Annotated in this window: 13 protein-coding genes and 1 tRNA gene; 8 read left to right on the plus strand and 6 right to left on the minus strand. The window is 72.3% G+C overall.

The window, feature by feature from the left end:
• The first annotated feature begins 54 nt into the window (after positions 1-54).
• From hrpA to D7M15_RS13185, 3 genes are all read left to right on the plus strand, one after another.
• Complete coding sequence (gene hrpA / locus D7M15_RS13175) at positions 55-4,140, plus strand: ATP-dependent RNA helicase HrpA (protein ID WP_121517685.1); 4,086 nt, start codon at positions 55-57, stop codon at positions 4,138-4,140.
• Positions 4,141-4,221: 81 nt separating this feature from the next.
• Positions 4,222-4,296: transfer RNA gene (locus D7M15_RS13180), tRNA-Asp, on the plus strand.
• 108 nt (positions 4,297-4,404) lie between these two features.
• Positions 4,405-4,605: a DUF6274 family protein gene (locus D7M15_RS13185; protein WP_121520719.1), complete on the plus strand. Its 201-nt coding sequence runs from the start codon at positions 4,405-4,407 to the stop codon at positions 4,603-4,605.
• 766 nt (positions 4,606-5,371) lie between these two features.
• On the opposite strand, the gene bldC is transcribed toward D7M15_RS13185, so the two are convergent.
• Complete coding sequence (gene bldC / locus D7M15_RS13190) at positions 5,372-5,578, minus strand: developmental transcriptional regulator BldC (RefSeq protein ID WP_027749187.1); 207 nt, start codon at positions 5,576-5,578, stop codon at positions 5,372-5,374.
• A gap of 515 nt (positions 5,579-6,093) precedes the next feature.
• Positions 6,094-7,002 carry a hypothetical protein gene (locus tag D7M15_RS13195; protein ID WP_121517686.1) on the minus strand — a complete coding sequence of 303 codons (909 nt, stop codon included), beginning with the start codon at positions 7,000-7,002 and terminating at the stop codon, positions 6,094-6,096.
• Positions 7,003-7,252: 250 nt separating this feature from the next.
• On the opposite strand from D7M15_RS13195, the gene D7M15_RS13200 reads away from it, so the two are divergent.
• Both D7M15_RS13200 and D7M15_RS13205 read left to right on the plus strand, forming a co-directional pair.
• Positions 7,253-8,350: a Glu/Leu/Phe/Val dehydrogenase dimerization domain-containing protein gene (locus tag D7M15_RS13200; protein WP_121520721.1), complete on the plus strand. Its 1,098-nt coding sequence runs from the start codon at positions 7,253-7,255 to the stop codon at positions 8,348-8,350.
• A gap of 312 nt (positions 8,351-8,662) precedes the next feature.
• A complete protein-coding gene (locus tag D7M15_RS13205) occupies positions 8,663-8,923 on the plus strand; it encodes a DUF3073 domain-containing protein (RefSeq protein ID WP_121517687.1) in 261 nt (86 codons plus the stop codon).
• 96 nt (positions 8,924-9,019) lie between these two features.
• On the opposite strand, the gene purM is transcribed toward D7M15_RS13205, so the two are convergent.
• From purM to D7M15_RS13225, 4 genes are all read right to left on the minus strand, one after another.
• Complete coding sequence (gene purM, locus D7M15_RS13210; protein WP_121517688.1) at positions 9,020-10,135, minus strand: phosphoribosylformylglycinamidine cyclo-ligase; 1,116 nt, start codon at positions 10,133-10,135, stop codon at positions 9,020-9,022.
• A gap of 113 nt (positions 10,136-10,248) precedes the next feature.
• Positions 10,249-11,868 (minus strand): amidophosphoribosyltransferase, encoded by a 1,620-nt coding sequence (gene purF / locus D7M15_RS13215; RefSeq protein ID WP_121517689.1) that lies wholly within the window; start codon positions 11,866-11,868, stop codon positions 10,249-10,251.
• Positions 11,869-11,980: 112 nt separating this feature from the next.
• Positions 11,981-12,787, minus strand: a complete 807-nt coding sequence (locus D7M15_RS13220; protein ID WP_121517690.1) for a maleylpyruvate isomerase family mycothiol-dependent enzyme — start codon at positions 12,785-12,787, stop codon at positions 11,981-11,983.
• 99 nt (positions 12,788-12,886) lie between these two features.
• Positions 12,887-13,993 (minus strand): LacI family DNA-binding transcriptional regulator, encoded by a 1,107-nt coding sequence (locus D7M15_RS13225; protein WP_346428802.1) that lies wholly within the window; start codon positions 13,991-13,993, stop codon positions 12,887-12,889.
• Positions 13,994-14,109: 116 nt separating this feature from the next.
• On the opposite strand from D7M15_RS13225, the gene D7M15_RS13230 reads away from it, so the two are divergent.
• The 3 genes from D7M15_RS13230 (at position 14,110) to D7M15_RS13240 (ending at position 17,631) form a co-directional block, all read left to right on the plus strand.
• The gene (locus D7M15_RS13230; protein WP_121520723.1) at positions 14,110-15,504 is read left to right on the plus strand and encodes an extracellular solute-binding protein; all 1,395 of its coding nucleotides are present in this window, start codon (positions 14,110-14,112) and stop codon (positions 15,502-15,504) included.
• Between the two features lie 138 nt (positions 15,505-15,642).
• A complete protein-coding gene (locus D7M15_RS13235) occupies positions 15,643-16,614 on the plus strand; it encodes a sugar ABC transporter permease (protein ID WP_240649295.1) in 972 nt (323 codons plus the stop codon).
• A gap of 3 nt (positions 16,615-16,617) precedes the next feature.
• Positions 16,618-17,631, plus strand: coding sequence for a carbohydrate ABC transporter permease (locus tag D7M15_RS13240; RefSeq protein WP_240649296.1), 1,014 nt, complete (start codon positions 16,618-16,620; stop codon positions 17,629-17,631).
• Positions 17,632-17,741 lie beyond the last annotated feature (110 nt).

The raw sequence follows: 17,741 nt of genomic DNA on the forward strand, positions 1-17,741 counted from the left end.
CGCGGGGGAATTCGTTCGCCGTCCCGTTCCGGGAGGTGCGATCCTGGGGTGCGTATGTCCACGACTCCCGACGCCCCCACGCTCCCCGCCCTGCTGGAGCGCCTGCCCGAGCTGATGCTGCGCGACGAGCAGCGGCTCGGCCGCAGGCTCGACGGCGCGCGCCGCATCCGCAAGCCCGCCGCGCGGGCCGCCGTGCTCACCGAGATCGCCGCCGGCATGGACGCCTCCGCCCGCCGGGTGGCGGACCGCCGCGCCGCCGTGCCCGCGATCACGTACCCGGAGCAACTGCCCGTCAGCCGCCGCAAGGACGAGATCCTGGAGGCGATCCGCGACCACCAGGTGGTGATCGTCGCGGGCGAGACCGGTTCGGGCAAGACGACGCAGATCCCGAAGATCTGCCTGGAGCTGGGCCGGGGCGTGCGCGGCCTGATCGGCCACACGCAGCCGCGCCGTATCGCGGCCCGTACGGTCGCGGAGCGCGTCGCCGACGAGCTGGACTCGCAGCTCGGCGAGGCGGTGGGCTGGAAGGTCCGCTTCACCGACCAGGTGAAGGACCACACGCTGGTCAAGCTGATGACGGACGGCATCCTGCTCGCGGAGATCCAGACGGACCGCGACCTGCGCCAGTACGACACGCTCATCATCGACGAGGCGCACGAGCGCAGCCTCAACATCGACTTCCTCCTCGGCTACCTCGCCCAGCTGCTCCCCCGCCGCCCCGACCTGAAGGTCGTGATCACCTCCGCGACGATCGACCCGGAACGCTTCTCGCGGCACTTCGGGGACGCGCCGATCGTGGAGGTGAGCGGCCGTACGTACCCGGTGGAGGTGCGCTACAGACCGCTGCTCGACGGGGACGACGACGAGGCGGACGGCGGCCGCGGCGACAGCGGGCGGGACGGGAACGACCGGGACCAGGTCACGGCCATCTGCGAGGCCGTCGACGAGTTGCAGGCGGAGGGCCCCGGCGACGTGCTGGTCTTCCTCTCCGGCGAACGGGAGATCCGCGACACCGCGGACGCGCTCACCAAGCGGAACCTCGCGGGCACCGAGGTGCTCCCCCTCTACGCCCGCCTGTCGCACGCCGAGCAGCACCGCGTGTTCCAGCGCCACTCCGGCCGCCGCGTCGTGCTGGCGACGAACGTCGCGGAGACGTCGCTGACCGTCCCCGGCATCAAGTACGTCGTCGACCCGGGCACCGCCCGCGTCTCCCGCTACAGCCACCGTACGAAGGTCCAGCGGCTGCCCATCGAACGGATCTCGCAGGCCAGCGCGAACCAGCGCAAGGGCCGCTGCGGCCGTACGTCCGACGGTGTCTGCATCCGGCTCTACTCCGAGGACGACTTCCTCGCCCGCCCGGAGTTCACGGACGCCGAGATCCTGCGCACGAACCTCGCGTCCGTCATCCTCCAGATGACCGCGGCGGGGCTGGGCGAGATCGAGAGGTTCCCGTTCATCGACCCGCCGGACCACCGCAGCATCAAGGCGGGCGTGCAGCTGCTGGAGGAGCTGGGCGCGCTGGAGGGGCGGCGGCTCACCGCCGTCGGGCGGAAGCTGGCGCAGCTGCCGGTGGACCCGCGACTGGCCCGTATGGTGCTCGCCGCCGAGGCCAACGGCTGCGTACGCGAGGTGATGGTGATCGCGGCGGCGCTCTCCATCCAGGACCCGCGCGAACGCCCGGCGGAGAAGCAGCAGCAGGCGGACCAGCAGCACGCCCGTTTCCGGGACGAGACGAGCGACTTCCTCGCGTTCCTCAACCTCTGGCGGTACGTACGGGAGCAGCAGAAGGCGCTGTCGTCCTCGGCGTTCCGGCGGATGTGCAAGGCCGAGTTCCTCAACTACCTGCGCATACGCGAATGGCAGGACATCTACGCGCAGCTGCGGCAGGTCGCGCGCGGCATGAAGCTCCCGTACGACGAGGAGGCGCCGCCCGCGCCGGACGACCAGGTGCACCGTTCACTGCTGGTGGGGCTGTTGTCGCACCTGGGGCTGAAGGATCCCGAGAAGAACGACTATCTCGGCGCGCGCGGCGCGAAGTTCGCCGTGTTCCCCGGTTCGGCGCTGTTCAAGAAGCCGCCGCGGTGGGTGATGTCGGCCGAGCTGGTGGAGACCAGCCGCCTGTGGGCGCGGGTCAACGCGCGCATCGACCCGGAGTGGGTCGAGCCGCTGGCCGAGCACCTGGTGAAGCGGACGTACAGCGAGCCGCACTGGGAGCAGAAGCTCGCGGCGGTGATGGCGTACGAGCGGGTGACGCTCTACGGCGTGCCGCTCGTCGCCCAGCGCAAGGTCACGTACTCCCGCATCGACCCGGAGACCTGCCGGGACCTGTTCATCCGGAACGCCCTGGTGGAGGGCGACTGGCGGACGCACCACGAGTTCTTCCACACCAACCGGAAGCTGCTCGGCGAGGTCGAGGAGCTGGAGCACCGGGCGCGCCGCCGGGACATCCTGGTGGACGACGAGACGCTGTACGACTTCTACGACCAGCGCGTCCCCGAGGACGTCGTCTCCGGCGCGCACTTCGACGCGTGGTGGAAGAAGCAGCGCCGCGAGGAACCGGACCTGCTCAACTTCGAGAAGTCCATGCTCATCAACGAGCGGGCGCGGCAGGTCACCGAGTCCGACTACCCGGACACCTGGCAGCAGGGGCGGTTGCGGTTCCCCGTCACGTACCAGTTCGAGCCGGGCACCGACGCGGACGGCGTGACCGTGCACGTACCGCTCCAGGTGCTCAACCAGGTCACCGCCGAGGGCTTCGACTGGCAGATCCCGGGGCTCCGCGCCGACCTGGTCACCGAACTGATCCGCTCGCTGCCCAAGCCGATCCGGCGCAACTACGTGCCGGCGCCCGACTTCGCGCGCCGCTTCCTGGCCGCCGTGTCCCGGCCGGACGGGCCGCCGGACGCGCTGGGCGAGCCGCTGCCGACCGTGCTGGCACGGGAGTTGCAGCGGATGGTGGGGGTGCCGGTCACGGCGGACGACTTCGACCGCGGCAAGGTGCCGGACCATCTGCGGATCACGTTCCGCGTCACCGACGAGCGCCGCCGCAGGCTGGCGGAGGACAAGGACATCGAGGCACTGCAACTGAGCCTCAAGTCCCGTACGCAGGCGGCGATCTCACGGGCGTTCGACTCGTCCGCGCGGTCCCGGAACGGACGCCGGGCGGGCGGCCCGCAGGAGGGCGCCCCGGCGGGCGCGTCCGGCGGTACGGGCGGCCCCGGCGGTACGGACGCGGGCGGGGCAGCGGGACCGTCGCTCACCTCCCGTACGGGGCTGACGAGTTGGACGCTCGGCACGCTGCCCCGCACCTTCGAGACCCGGCGCGGTGGCCAGCCCGTACGGGCGTACCCGGCGCTGGTCGACGACGGCGCCTCGGTGTCGGTGAAGCTGTTCGACACGGAGGAGGAGCAGGGCGAGGCGATGTGGCGCGGCACGCGGCGGCTGATCCTGCTCAACATCCCGTCCGATCCAGCGAAGTTCGCCCAGTCCCAGCTGGGCAACCAGCAGAAGCTCGCGCTGTCCCGCTCGCCGCACGGCAGCGTCGCCGCGCTGTTCGAGGACTGCGTCGCGGCCACCGCGGACCGGCTGATCGCGGCGCGGGGCGGCCCGGCGTGGGACGAGGAGGCGTTCCGGAAGCTGTTCGACGCCGTTCGCGCCGACCTCGTGGACGGGACGCTGCGCACCGTACGGCAGGTCCAGGAGGTGCTGGCCGCCTGGCACGCGTGCGAGCAGCGGCTCCAGTCGGTGCGCAGCGCGGTGCTGCTGACGTCGCTGACGGACGTGAAGGAGCAGTTGGCGGCGCTGATCCGGCCGGGCTTCGTCACGGAGCACGGCACGGGGCGGCTGCCGGACCTGATGCGCTACCTCGTCGCGGCCGACCGCAGGCTCCAGCAGCTGCCGAACAACGCGGAGCGGGACCGTACGCGCATGGCGAAGGTGCGGGAGATGCACGACGAGTACCTGTGGCTGCTGGAGCAGTTCCCCGCCGGGCGGCCGGTGCCGAGGGCCGCGCGGGACATCCGTTGGATGGTGGAGGAGCTGCGCGTCAGCTACTTCGCGCACGCGCTGGGCACGGCGTACCCGGTCTCCGACAAGCGGATCATGAAGGCCGTCGACGCGCTGGTCCCGGCGGGGAGATGAGGCCCGGCGACCGATTGGCATCGCCGGGCTGACCTGCTGTAGAGTCTGCCTTCGCGCCGGACGCACAGTATGGCGTGGCAAGGTCCTGTGGAGCAGTTTGGAGTGCTCGCCACCCTGTCAAGGTGGAGGCCGCGGGTTCAAATCCCGTCAGGACCGCACGAGTCGCACGAGAGACACGGCCCGCATCCCCCAGGGAGCGGGCCGTTTCGCTGTCTTGACGCGCCCACGGGGCGGGAGTACCTCTGCACGGAGGAGGTGAGCGGCTTGGCCGACCCCGCTGCCCGTCCGCGCCACCACCAGACCCGTGCCCTGCTGCGTGCCCACCTCTCGGCGGCGTCGGCGTACCGGCACGCCATCCGCCACTGCCCCGTGTGCCTCCGGCTGCTGCGGCTCGCGCTGGAGTCGGGGCCGGAGCGCGGACCCGAGCAGGCCCCGGGGCCGGAGGCGCGCCCGGAGAGGCGGTAGCCGGGAGCGGCGGACGGTGTCCGCCGCTCGGCCGCGTGACATTCACCGGCGCCACGGCGCTGTCATGAACGGAGCCCTTCTCCCGTCCGCGCGGGCGAAGGATGCCAGAGTCGCCCCGGCGCCGCCGGGAAGTGGCCGAAGTCGTCCGAGTGCCCCCGTCCCGGAGACGGTCGGTGGCACCGTGGACGGACGGGGGGAGGCACGGGGACGTACGGGCGGGGATTCCGGTCGTAACGGCGCGCGAGGGGACGGCAGTTCTCCTTTACCGCGCCTACCAGGCACGGGGCAAGAGGGGTGCTCTGTGACGGGTGTCACCGAATCGACGGGCGAAACAAGGGAACTCGGGGCACCTCCACCCACCGTCGATTTAATATGTGCAATTGCACTGCCGGTTCACGGGCCTCCACGGGCCCTCCGACACACCCCCGAAGCACCGCCGGGCACTTCCGGAACGCACCCGGAACGCACCTGCGGCACCCCTCAACACGAGCCGCCAGCAGGCCAGTTGGGGCCGCCCCCGGGGGTGCCGTACGGGCCCCCGTGAGTCACTCGGAGCACCTCCGACGGCCGCCCCGTACGCCGCCCCCGCCGAGCCCCGGGGGCGCGGCGGGAGACACCCGCGCCGGGCGCGCGCGAAGACGCGCTGGACCCGGCGGAGTCCAGCGCGTCTTCGTCGTGCTGCGGGCGTCCGACCGGGAGGGGGTCCCGGAAGACGCCGGATTATGCGGTTATTTCGCGGTACTGCGGTACTGCGGGTTCCTCTGATTCAGACTTCGCTGCGCTGCTGCGGGATGCCCGCGAGAAGCGCGCGGACCTCCGCCTCCCGGTAACGGCGATGTCCTCCGAGCGTGCGGATGGACGTGAGCTTGCCTGCCTTGGCCCAGCGCGTGACCGTCTTCGGGTCCACGCGGAACATGGTGGCAACCTCAGCCGGGGTCAGCAGCGGCTCGGCATCAGGGGTGCGAGCGGTCATGAGCGGCCTCCTCGGGAGAACCGAACCATCACGGTTCTTTCCTCTAAATTCTGCACCTTGACCCGCGTTGCCCGAAATGGAGCAAGCGGGCCGAGTCGGTTATAGGACGAACGGCTTGTCCTCGGCACTACAACTACACCATCCGTCCAGCCACGTCGGCCAAACCGATGGAATTGCCCTCTCAGGTGTTCAACCTCGACGGAAGACGATGGACCGTGTCATAGCGGACAGTTACTCCGCCGTAACGATCAGTCACAATGTGGTCAGGAGTCACCAGACCTTCACAAGGAGCGCATAACGAACTCTCCATCCCGAACGGGATGGAAGGAACCCCTCCGGACTCCTTGTCCTATTTTGACACGAGGGGTGTCTCTGGGCGCAAGACCCTGAAACGTGCTATCCATCACGCTTGGGTCATTGGCCCGGTTCGAGAAGAACGTCCCCACTGCCCGGACCACCCGGCCCAGTTGGCGACCGGCCGGGCCACGAGGACCCGACCGGCGGCCGGACGGCGCTCAGTTGGCGAACTGCAGCTCGCGTACGGCACGCCAGCGGTCCGTCAGCCGCTCGTACGCCGTGCCGGCCCGCTCACCGTCCCCGTCCCGCAGGGCCGCGATGCCCTCGGCGGCGTCCGCGGCGGAGTGGTCCTCCGCGAGCTGGTCCTCCGGAATCACGTGAGCGAGGCCGCCGTAATCCAGTTCGACGAGTGAGCGCGGATGGAACTCCTCCAGCCACCGCCCCACGTCGATCAGACCGTCGACGAGCGGCCCCTCCTCCAGCTCCTCGCGGAGCACCCGCAGACCACGCGCGACACGGCGTCGCGCCTGGACCATGGGCGTCCGATACCGGAGGACGGACTGCTGGTCGCTCTCCTCACCCGTTTCCGGCTTCGCAAACTCCCTTTCCGCGTCCGCGAAGAGGACGAACCAGCGCACCGGCACGTGCCACAGCGCCGTACGGATCCAGGGCCGCGCGTCCGGGTTGCGCTCGCGCCACGCCTCGTAGTCGGCGACGGCCTGGCGCCGTACGACCGGGGGCAGCGCCGCGTCGAGCACCGTGCGCGGCATGTCCAGCTCGGGGACGCCGTGGCTGTTCGCGGCGACGCCGCCGCTGCCCGCCGCCGCGGACGAGAGGGCCGCCAGCGCCTGCCAGCCGCGCAGCCGCGTGCGCCACGGGCACACGCACGTCACGCCGTCCACCTCCGCGACGAACGCGTCCGCGCTCTCCCGCACCGGCACCACCACCGGCGGCACCGGCAGCAGGTCCGCGAGCGCGCGCCGCAGCTCCTCCTGCGCGGTGGGCGCCCGGCCGCCCTTGGCGTACCGCACCCAGTGCGAGCGCTCCGGCTCGGGGAACGCCGCCAGCGGCTCGTAGACCCGCAGGTACGCCGCATACGGGATCGCTGCCGTCGGCCTCTGCCCCACACCCACTCCACTCGCCCGTGCCGCCCGTGCCGCCTTCCCCCGGTCTGCTCCGGGGGCCGCACGGGACGCGGAAATCCGCCTGCCCCGATCGTGACACTCCGACGATCCCCGCGGTACGTCTCCTCTACGCTCGGAACACCAGGCCCTTCCGCCGCCACCTGCCACAAGCGGCCCGGCGGGGGCGTCCACCGCGACTACAGGAGTCACCACCGTGACTGACGTACGTCACCCCGCCGTCAGCGCCGACGGCGTGCCCGCGCACCCCGGGAGCAGCGCGCTCCACACCCTCTTCGCCTCCGAGCAGGGCGGCCACGAGCAGGTCGTGCTCTGCCAGGACCGGGAGAGCGGCCTCAAGGCCGTCATCGCCGTCCACTCCACCGCGCTCGGTCCCGCCCTGGGCGGCACCCGCTTCCACGCGTACGCCTCCGAGGAGGAGGCCGTGCTCGACGCGCTCAACCTGGCGCGCGGCATGTCGTACAAGAACGCCCTCGCCGGGCTCGACCACGGCGGCGGCAAGGCCGTGATCATCGGTGACCCGGAGACCCTCAAGTCCGAGGAACTGCTGCTGGCGTACGGCCGGTTCGTGGCCTCCCTCGGCGGGCGCTACGTCACCGCCTGCGACGTCGGCACGTACGTACGGGACATGGACGTCGTCGCGCGCACCTGCCAGTGGGCGACCGGGCGTTCGCCGGAGCGGGGCGGCGCGGGCGACTCGTCCGTGCTGACCGCGTTCGGCGTCTACCAGGGCATGCGGGCCAGCGCCCGGCACCTGTGGGGCGAACCGTCACTGCGCGGCCGTACCGTCGGCGTCGCGGGCGTCGGCAAGGTCGGGCACCACCTGGTGGCGCACCTCCTGGAGGACGGCGCGCGGGTCGTGGTCACGGACGTGCGGGCCGAGTCCGTCGACCGGGTGCGGGCGGCGCACCCGGAGGTGGCCGTGGCCGCCGACACGGACGCGCTGATCCGTACGGAGGGCCTGGACGTGTACGCGCCCTGCGCCCTGGGCGGGGCGCTGAACGACGCCACCGTGCCCGCGCTCACCGCGCGCGTGGTCTGCGGCGCCGCCAACAACCAGCTGGCGCACCCGGGGGTCGAGAAGGACCTCGCGGACCGCGGGGTGCTCTACGCGCCGGACTACGTGGTGAACGCGGGCGGCGTCATCCAGGTCGCGGACGAGCTGCACGGCTTCGACTTCGCGCGAGCGAAGGCAAAGGCCGAGAAGATCTTCGACACGACGCTCGCGATCTTCGCCCGCGCCGAGACCGACGGCGTACCCCCCGCGGTCGCCGCGGACCGCATCGCGCAGCAGCGGATGGCCGAGGCGCGCCGGGCGGAACCGAGCGTCTAGAACGGGCGGCGGACCGGGTCCCGGCCCGGTCCGCGTGGCGGGCCCGGGTGCGGGAGAGGCACGTCACCCACCCCCGGGCGGGTCCCGGATGTACGGACGGTAAAATCGCGGGTGACCAGCGAGAAACTGGTCGCGGAAGACTGCGGCGACCTGCCGTGTCGTGCGGGCGACGTACCGCCCGGCGGCTGGAGCAGGTACCGTTGAGGACCTACGGACCGGTTTCCCCTGTCGGGAGCCGCTCGTCCGGTCGGAAACATGAACGCGTGTCAAGACTCTGGGGCCGTCGAGCCCCGTCGTTGAGGGGGTCGAGCCATGGGGCGCGGCCGGGCCAAGGCCAAGCAGACGAAGGTCGCCCGCCAGCTGAAGTACAACAGCGGCGGGACAGATCTGTCGCGCCTGGCCGAAGAGCTGGGTGCATCGCCGTCGAACGAGCCGCCGCCGAGCGAGCCGGTCGACAGCGAGGAGCTGGACGACAATCCGTACGCACAGTATGCGGAGAGGTACAACGACGACGAGGACGAGGACGACGACCCGTCGTCCGAGTCACCGTCGCCGTATCGACGTCGCGCTTGACGTGACGCCTGAGCACACGGGCCCGGTACGGCACGCGCCGTACCGGGTTCTGCGCTGCACCGCCGGGCGGTGCGGCGCTTCCGGCGCCCTCCCGGGTCAGCGCGCATGGTCCCCGGTGAGCGTGACCGCCTCCGCGCGGTCACCGCGTTCGGTGATCCCGCCCGCCACCCAGGATTCGACGCCCCGTTCGCGCAGCGTCTCCAGCGTGGCGTCGACCGACTCCTGAGGCACGACGGCGACCATGCCGACGCCCATGTTCAGGGTCTTCTCCAGCTCCGGCCGTGCCACCTGCCCGACCTCCCCGACCAGCCCGAAGACGGGCGCGGGCGTCCAGGTCGAACGGTCCACGTGGGCGTGCAGCCCCTCGGGCACGATCCGGGCGAGGTTCCCGGCCAGCCCGCCGCCGGTGATGTGCGAGAACGCGTGCACCGTGGTCGTACGGGCCAGGGCGAGGCAGTCCAGCGAGTAGATCCGGGTGGGCTCCAGCAGTTCCTCGCCGAGCGTCCGGCCGAACTCCTCGACCCGCCGCTCCAGGCTCCAGCCGGCCCGCTCCAGGAACACGTGCCGGACCAGTGAGTACCCGTTCGAGTGAAGTCCGGAGGACGCCATGGCGATCACCGCGTCCCCCGTACGGATACGGTCCGCGCCGAGCACGGCGTCCGCCTCGACCACGCCGGTACCGGCGCCCGCGACGTCGTACTCGTCCGGGCCGAGCAGGCCCGGGTGCTCGGCGGTCTCGCCGCCGACCAGGGCGCAGCCCGCGAGGACGCAGCCCTCCGCGATGCCCTTGACGATCTGCGCGACCTGCTTCGGGCGGACCTTGCCGACGCAGATGTAGTCGGTCATGAACAGCGGTTCCGCGCCGCACACCACCAGGTCGTCGACGACCATCGCGACCAGGTCGTGCCCGATCGAGTCGTGGATGTCGAGCTGCTGCGCGACGGCCACCTTGGTGCCGACGCCGTCGGTCGCGGACGCGAGCAGCGGGCGCTTGTAGCGGGTGAGCGCGGACGCGTCGAAGAGTCCGGCGAAGCCGCCGATGCCGCCCAGCGACTCGGGGCGCTGCGCCTTCGCCACCCACTCCTTCATCAGCTCGACGGCGCGGTCGCCCGCCTCGATGTCGACTCCGGCGGCGGCGTAGCTGGCACCGGCGGAGGGCGCTCCGGCGGACGGGTCGGACGCGGGGTCCGGCACGGGTGCGGGGTCGGTCATCGCGAGGTCTCTCCTGGTCGGGAAGGCGTCGGGGACAGCGGTGCGCGGCGGGACGGCGGCGGAAGGGGACGCGCGCCACGGCGAGCGCGGGAACGTACGGGCCGCCGCCCGCGCTACGGCCGCCTCAGCGCGTCCGCGCCACCGGGACCGGCGGCCAGCGTCGGCACACCGTCCACGTCGGTCTGGGCGGCCTCCGCCGCCTGGGGCTCCAGCAGGTGCTTGCCGAGCAGCTCCGGGTCGGGCAGCTCCATCGGGTACTCCCCGTCGAAGCAGGCGCGGCACAGGTCGGGCTTGGCGATGGTGGTCGCCTCGATCATGCTCTCCGTGGAGATGTACGCGAGCGAGTCCGCGCCGAGCGACGTGCCGATCTCCTCGACCGACAGGCCGTTGGCGATGAGCTCGGCGCGGTTCGCGAAGTCGATGCCGAAGAAGCAGGGCCACTTGATCGGCGGCGAGCTGATCCGTACGTGGACCTCGGCGGCGCCCGCCTCGCGCAGCATGCGGACCAGGGCCCGCTGGGTGTTGCCGCGCACGATCGAGTCGTCCACGACGACGAGGCGCTTGCCCGCGATGACTTCCTTCAGCGGGTTCAGCTTGAGGCGGATGCCGAGCTGCCGGATGGTCTGCGACGGCTGGATGAAGGTGCGGCCCACGTACGAGTTCTTGACCAGGCCGCTGCCGTACGGGATGCCGCTGGCCTCGGCGTAGCCGATGGCGGCCGGGGTGCCGGACTCCGGCGTGGCTATGACGAGGTCGGCGTCGGCGGGGGCCTCGGCGGCGAGCTTGCGGCCCATCTCGACGCGGGAGAGGTAGACGTTGCGCCCGGCGATGGTGGTGTCGGGGCGCGCGAGGTACACGTACTCGAAGACACAGCCCTTCGGCTTCGCTTCCGCGAAGCGTGTGGAGCGGAGTCCGTCCTCGTCGATCGCGACCATCTCGCCCGGTTCGATCTCCCGGATGTACGAGGCGCCGCAGATGTCGAGCGCCGCCGTCTCCGAGGCGACCACCCAGCCGCGTTCCAGCCGGCCGAGCACCAGCGGGCGGATGCCCTGCGGGTCGCGGGCGGCGTAGAGGGTGTGCTCGTCCATGAAGACGAGCGAGAACGCGCCCTTCACCGCGGGCAGCACGAGCGGCGCGGCCTGCTCGACGCCGAGCGGCTTGCCGTCCTCGTCGGTCTGGCCCGCGAGCAGGGCGGTCACCAGGTCGGTGTCGTTGGTCGCGGCGAGGCGGGGCGCGCGGCGGGCCGGCCCGTTGCGCTTCCCGTCGCCGCCGCGCGAGCGGCCCTCGGCGTCCGCCCGGTCGCGCGGGTCCGCGAGACCGGCGACGAGCCGGGTCAGCTCGACGGTGTTGACCAGGTTCCCGTTGTGGCCCAGCGCGATCGAACCGTGCGCGGTCGCGCGGAACGTCGGCTGGGCGTTCTCCCAGACGGAGGAGCCGGTCGTCGAGTAGCGGGCGTGCCCGACGGCGATGTGGCCGCGCAGGGAGCCCAGGGAGGTCTCGTCGAAGACCTGCGAGACCAGGCCCATGTCCTTGAAGACGAGGATCTGCGAGCCGTTGCTCACCGCGATGCCCGCGGACTCCTGGCCGCGGTGCTGCAACGCGTACAGACCGAAGTAGGTGAGTTTCGCGACCGCTTCTCCCGGAGCCCAGACACCGAAGACGCCGCAGGCGTCCTGGGGACCCTTCTCGCCGGGGAGCAGGTCGTGGTTGAGTAGTCCATCGCCACGTGGCACGTTTCCGAGTCTAAGCGCAGCCGCCGCGTTGCTCCGAACCGGGTACGTGTGCGGTACCCCTCACCTGCGGCGGGGCGCCGCTCGCGGGGCGGTCGCCCCGGCGGGTACGGGCTCAGCCCAGGACCGGCAGGTACGGCCCGAGGTCCGCGCGCGTGCCACCCGCCGAGACGCTGCCGTCGGCGAGCGCCGCGTCCCACGCCGTACGGCCCGTGGCCAGCCGCAGCCAGGTCAGCGGGTCGGTCTCCACCACGTGCGGCGGGGTGCCCCGCGTGTGCCGTGGGCCGTCGACGCACTGGGTGACGGCGAACGGCGGGACGCGCACCTCCACCGTGTGGCCGGGCGCCTTCGCCGCGAGGGCGTCCGCGAGGACCCGTACGGTCGCCGCCAGCGCCTGCCGGTCGAGGGTGACGGGGGTGTCCACGGCACGCGACAGGTCGTCGGTGTGCACGACCAGTTCGACGAGCCGGGTGACCGTGAAGTCCAGCGCGCGCATCGCGCCGAACCGGTGGGGCAGCAGCAGGTCGGGGCGTACGGCCGCCTCCAGCACCGGCTCCAGCTGCTCGACCGCGGCGTCGATACGGGCCGCCGCGTCCGTCGCCTCCACGGCGTCGGCGCGGGTGTCCTCGTCGAGGACGGCCGCCCAGTCCGCCGTGGAACGCACCCACGCGGAGAGGTCGACCGACGGGGCGGTGGCGTCCGGTTCGGGCATGGCGAGGAGCAGGGGGACGGCGTCGATCTGGCGGGCGATGTGCACCAGGAGGTGGTGCACGTCCCAGCCGGGCAGTCCGGAGGGCAGCGCGCGCTGCGCGCCGGTGAGTGCGTGCGCCGCCGCGGCGAGGGCCTCCACCTGGGCGGTGAGCGCCTTCCGGACCCGTACGGGCTCATAGGTGCGGGATCTGGTGCGGTTCGCGGGCGGCATGGCGCCGAGCTTACGGCCTCACCCCGGGCCGTACGCCGTCGCTCGGGGGCGTACGGCGCCACGCGCGCGGGAGCCCGTACGCGGGACCGCAGGTGGCGGTCACCCCGCCGTGGGCAGGGTGCTGCTCTCCCGCCGGACCAGCCGGTGCGTCGCGTGCCGCGTCGTGTGCGGCGCGTCCGGGTCGCCCGCGATCCGGCCGAGCAGCGCCTGTACGGCGAGCCGCGCGAGCTGCGGCTTGTCGGGCGCGACGGTGCTGAGGGAGGGGACGCAGAAACGCGTCTCCTCGATGTCGTCGAAGCCGACGACCGCCAGGTCCTGCGGTACGCGCAGGCCGTGGTCGTACGCGGCGCGCAGCACGCCGGAGGCGAGCAGGTCGGAGAAGCAGAACACCGCGTCGGGCGGCTCGGGCAGCGCCAGCAGGGCGCGCATGGCGGCGGCGCCCTCCGTACGGCTGAAGTCACCGACCGGCGGGGTCAGTTCCGGGTCGTACGGGACGGCGGCGGCGTGCAGCGCCTCGTGGTAGCCGCGGGCGCGCTGCTGGGAGGTGGCGTGCGGCGGGTTGTTCTGGAAGCCGATGGCGGCGACGCGGCGGCGGCCCAGCGCCAGCAGGTGCGCGGTGGCCTCGCGGGCGGCGGCGACGCTGTCGACGAGGACGTGGTCGGCGGGCACCTCGTAGTCGCGTTCACCGAGGAGGACGAGGGGGACGCGGCGTTCGCGGCGGGCGAGCGCGTTCTGGTCGAGGTGCTGCGGGGAGAGCAGGACGCCGTCGATGAGGGGGTCGGACAGGCCGCAGGCGGCGCTGAGTTCGGCGGCCGGGTCGCCGCCGGTGTCCTCGATCAGGACGGAGACGCCGCTCTCCGCGGCGGCGGCGATGACGGCGGCGGCCAGCTCCGCGAAGTACGGCTGGACCAGCTCCGGCACGGCCAGCGCGATGACGCCGCTGCGTCCGGTGCGCAGGTGGCGGGCGGAGGCGTGCGGGCGGTAGTCCAGCTCGTCGATGGCGCGCAGGACGCGCTGCCGGGTGGGCTCCGCGACGCGCACCTGGCCGCGTACGACGTTGGAGACGGTCTTGATCGACACGTCCGCGCGCGCGGCGACGTCCTTGAGCCGGGCGCCCTTCGACGGCCGCTGGGCCATGCCGTTCCCCTCCGCCCGGCTGTCGCGGCGGTCCGAGCCGTTGCGCGTGCCGAGAAAGCTTGGTGCCATGTGTTGACGTCAGCTTACGCGGTGGCTACAACGTTGAAATACACCTCGAAGGCATATGCAGGGGTATCGCAGGCCGCTTTCTTACAACGTTGTAGACCGTTCTTGTGGAGGCCCCGATGCGCGACCGTCCGCCCCCGCCCGGGACACCCCCGGGCCCGCCCCCGGCAGCCCCGCGTACGGCACCCACCCGGCGCGCGCTGCTGCGCGCCGCGGGCGCCCTCGGCGCGACGGCCGCCACGGGCGGCCTCCTCACCGGCTGCGGCACCGCCATCGGGCAGGGCTTCACGGGCGGCGCCGGACCGGCGTCGAAGCTCGACTTCTGGAACCCCTTCACCGGCGGCGACGGCGCCCGCATGGTCGAGATGGAGCGCGCCTACCGCGAGCGGCACCCCGGGATCGACCTCAACGCCACCACGTTCGTCTGGGGCGACCCGTACTACACCAAGCTCACCCTGGCCACGCTCGGCGACCGGCCGCCGCAGGTCGCGATCACCCACCTGTCCAAGATCCCCACCCTCGCGGGCGCCGGACTGCTGCGGGAGATCGGCGACGACGAACTGGCCGCCCAGGGCATGACCGCCGACCGGTTCGACGAACGCGCCTGGCAGAAGGCCCACCACGACGGGGCGCTGCGGGCGATCCCGCTCGACACCCACCCGTTCGTGCTCTACGTGCGCACCGACATCGCGAAGAAGGCCGGGCTGCTCGGCCCCGGGGGCGCGCTGCCGGACGTGGACGGGCCGGAGGAGTTCCTCGACGCGCTGCGCGCCGCGAAGGAGGTGACCGGCGCCTGGGGCTGCTCGATCGCGTCCACCAAGGACCCGTCGACCTGCTTCCGGCTGTTCTGGTCCCTCTACCGGCAGCTCGGCGGCCAACTCGTGGCCGACGAGGGCCAGCGGGTCGTCATCGACATGGCCGCGGCCGAGGAGGCGTTCGCGTACGTCCAGCGGCTGACCCGCGAGAAGCTCGTCCCCACGGGCGTCGACAGCCCCGGCGCGATCACCCTGCTCACCTCGGGCCGGGCGGGCTTCCTGCTGGACGGCGTGTGGCAGATCCTCGCCGTGCAGGACGCGAAGGTCCCCTTCGACATGCGGCCGTTCCCGCGGATCTTCCGCGAGGCGGCGTACGCGTGCCACGCCGACTCGCACGGGCTGGTGCTGCCGAAGTCGCCCTCCGAGAAGGCGCAGCGGGCGGACACGGCGCTGGAGTTCGTACGGTCGCTGCTGGACGCGAGCGACGCGTGGGCCGGTGGCGGGCACGTACCGGCGTGGCTGCCGACGCAGCGGTCGGCGGCCTACCGGAAGCTCGAACCGCAGTCGCACTACGCGGCCGCCGCGGACGGGGCGGCGTACGACCCCTCCGCCTGGTACTCGGGCGCGGGCAGCAGCCTGCACAACCGACTCGGCGACGTGTGCGCGTCGGTGCTGGGCGGGCGTACGGCGCCGGGGCGCGGGGCCGCGCGCATGCGGGAGGAACTTCGCGAACTGGCCGCCACGCCCTCGCCGTTGTGACCGCGAGTGGTGGGTACGAGCCGGATTCGAACCGAGCGTGACGAAACGGCCCGCCCGTTGTCCAACTTCCAGGACCGCATCAGCAGCGCGCTCAGCAGCACGTCAAGCACCGCACACCCTCGGACGAAAGGCCGCGCCGTGGCCACCACCGCACCCACGAGCACCGCAGCGCCACCCGGGCCCGCACGGCCGGGCGGGCGCGGCGGCAAGGGACGCCCGCCGGGCGGCTCCGGACCGCGCGCGGACCGCCGGGTCGGGCCCGGGATGCTCGCCCCGTTCGGCTTCTTCTACCTGGTCTTCCTGATCGGTCCGCTGCTGTATCTGCTGGTCGCCGGGTTCTTCAACACCAGCCTGGTCAAGGGCGGTCTGGGCGAGTGGGTCGGCCTGGAGAACTACCGGCGTGCGATGAGCACGGAGGAGTTCTGGACGAGCCTGTGGCACAGCATGTGGTTCACGGTGCTGACGACCGTGCCACTGGTGCTGCTCGCGCTCGTGCTGGCGCTGCTCACCGACCGCTTCTCGCAGGGGCGGTGGTTCTTCCGGCTCGCGTTCTTCGCACCCTTCGTGCTGCCGTCGTCGGTGATCTCGCTGATGTTCATGTGGATCTTCGCGGACCAGATCGGGCTCGCGCAGAGCTGGGCGAAGTCCCTCGGCAGCGAGACACCACCGTCCTGGCTGGGCGATCCGGACTGGGCGATGCTCTCCATCGCGGCCGCCACCGTGTGGTGGACCATCGGCTTCAACTTCGTGATCTACCTGGCGGCGCTCCAGGAGATACCGCGCGACGTGCACGAGGCCGCCGCGCTCGACGGCGCCGGACCCTGGCAGCGGATACGGCACGTCGTCGTGCCGATGCTGGGCCGCGCGACCACGCTGGTGACCGTGCTCCAACTGGTCGCCTCGCTCAAGGTCTTCGACCAGATCTACATGATGACGGGCGGCGGCCCGGACCGAGCGACCGAGCCCGCGCTGCTGTACGTCTACAACACCGGCTTCACGGAGGGCCGGGTGGGCTACGCCTCGACGGTCTCCCTGGTGCTGTTCGTGGTGATCCTGCTGATCTCGCTGGTCTGGTTCGCCCTGCTGCGCCGCACCGAGAAGGAGGGCTGACCGATGGCAGCGAGCACGAGCGCGAGCGCCGACACGGGTACGGGCACGGGCACCGGCGCGACCACCGGCCCCGTCGGCCGGCCGGGCGTACGGGGCCTCGGCGGCGGTCGCGGCCCCAAGGGCCTCCGGGGCGGCGGCCCGTGGCGCCGGTCCCGGGAGCCCGAGGGCGCGCCCCTCTCCGGCGCGATGCGCGCGGTCGGCGCGGAACGCCTGTTCAACCGCGTCGCGTTGGGCGTCCTGATCGCCCTCGCCGTCCTCTGGCTGGTCCCGCTGGCCTGGGCGTTCGCGACGTCCGTCCGGTCCTCCGACGAGATCGCCACCGACCCGACGGCGTGGTGGTCGGGCAGCCCGACCTTCGCGGCGTACGGGGACCTGCTGACCGGCGGCAAGCTGCCGTACTGGTACGCGAACAGCTTCATCACCTCCGCGCTCACCACCGTGCTCACGGTGCTGACGGCGTCGCTCGCGGCGTTCGCGCTGTCGCGGCTGCGCTTCCGCTACCGCAGACCGGCGTTCCTGCTGCTGCTCGCCGGGCTGATGGTGCCGCCGCAGGTGCTGATGATCCCGCAGTTCCTGGCGTTGCAGGAGACCGGGCTGCTGAACACGTACTGGGCCGTGGTGCTGCCCCAGGTGCCGAACGTGGTCGCCGTCTTCGTCTTCAAGCAGTTCTTCGACGGCATCCCGGAGGAGTTGACGGAGGCGGCCCGCGCGGACGGGGCCGGGTGGCTGCGTACGTACTGGCAGATCGTGATGCCGCTGTCCAAGCCCGCCATCTCGGCCGTGACGATCTTCGTGTTCGTCTGGGCGTGGAACAACTTCCTGTGGCCGCTCCTCGTGGTGACCGACCCGGAGATGATGACGCTGCCCGTCGGACTCACGTCCGTGCAGGACGCGTTCGGCATACCGCAGGCGCAGCTGATGGCGTCCGCCGTGCTGGGCGGGGTGCCGCTGCTCACGGTGTTCCTGCTGTTCCAGCGCCGGATCGTGGAGGGCATCGCGGGCACCGGCCTGAAGTGAGGCGGCGCCGTAGGCGCGCGGGACACGGAACGGCGGGACACGGAACGGAAGGGTCCCCCTCCACGGCGGCGAGCCGTGGAGGGGGACCTTCGGGGTACGGCGTCCCGGGC

It is taken from the genome of Streptomyces sp. Z26 (assembly GCF_003665095.1).
Taxonomy (GTDB): Bacteria; Actinomycetota; Actinomycetes; order Streptomycetales; family Streptomycetaceae; genus Streptomyces; species Streptomyces phytohabitans.

Coding starts and splice junctions, on each gene's coding strand:
- D7M15_RS13205 (WP_121517687.1), top strand. CDS start 8,663: ATGGGGCGCGGCCGGGCCAAGGCCAAGCAGACGAAGGTCGCCCGCCAG.
- bldC (WP_027749187.1), bottom strand. CDS start 5,578: ATGACCGCTCGCACCCCTGATGCCGAGCCGCTGCTGACCCCGGCTGAG.
- purM (WP_121517688.1), bottom strand. CDS start 10,135: ATGACCGACCCCGCACCCGTGCCGGACCCCGCGTCCGACCCGTCCGCC.
- D7M15_RS13220 (WP_121517690.1), bottom strand. CDS start 12,787: ATGCCGCCCGCGAACCGCACCAGATCCCGCACCTATGAGCCCGTACGG.
- hrpA (WP_121517685.1), top strand. CDS start 55: ATGTCCACGACTCCCGACGCCCCCACGCTCCCCGCCCTGCTGGAGCGC.
- D7M15_RS13230 (WP_121520723.1), top strand. CDS start 14,110: ATGCGCGACCGTCCGCCCCCGCCCGGGACACCCCCGGGCCCGCCCCCG.
- D7M15_RS13225 (WP_346428802.1), bottom strand. CDS start 13,993: ATGGCACCAAGCTTTCTCGGCACGCGCAACGGCTCGGACCGCCGCGAC.
- D7M15_RS13240 (WP_240649296.1), top strand. CDS start 16,618: ATGGCAGCGAGCACGAGCGCGAGCGCCGACACGGGTACGGGCACGGGC.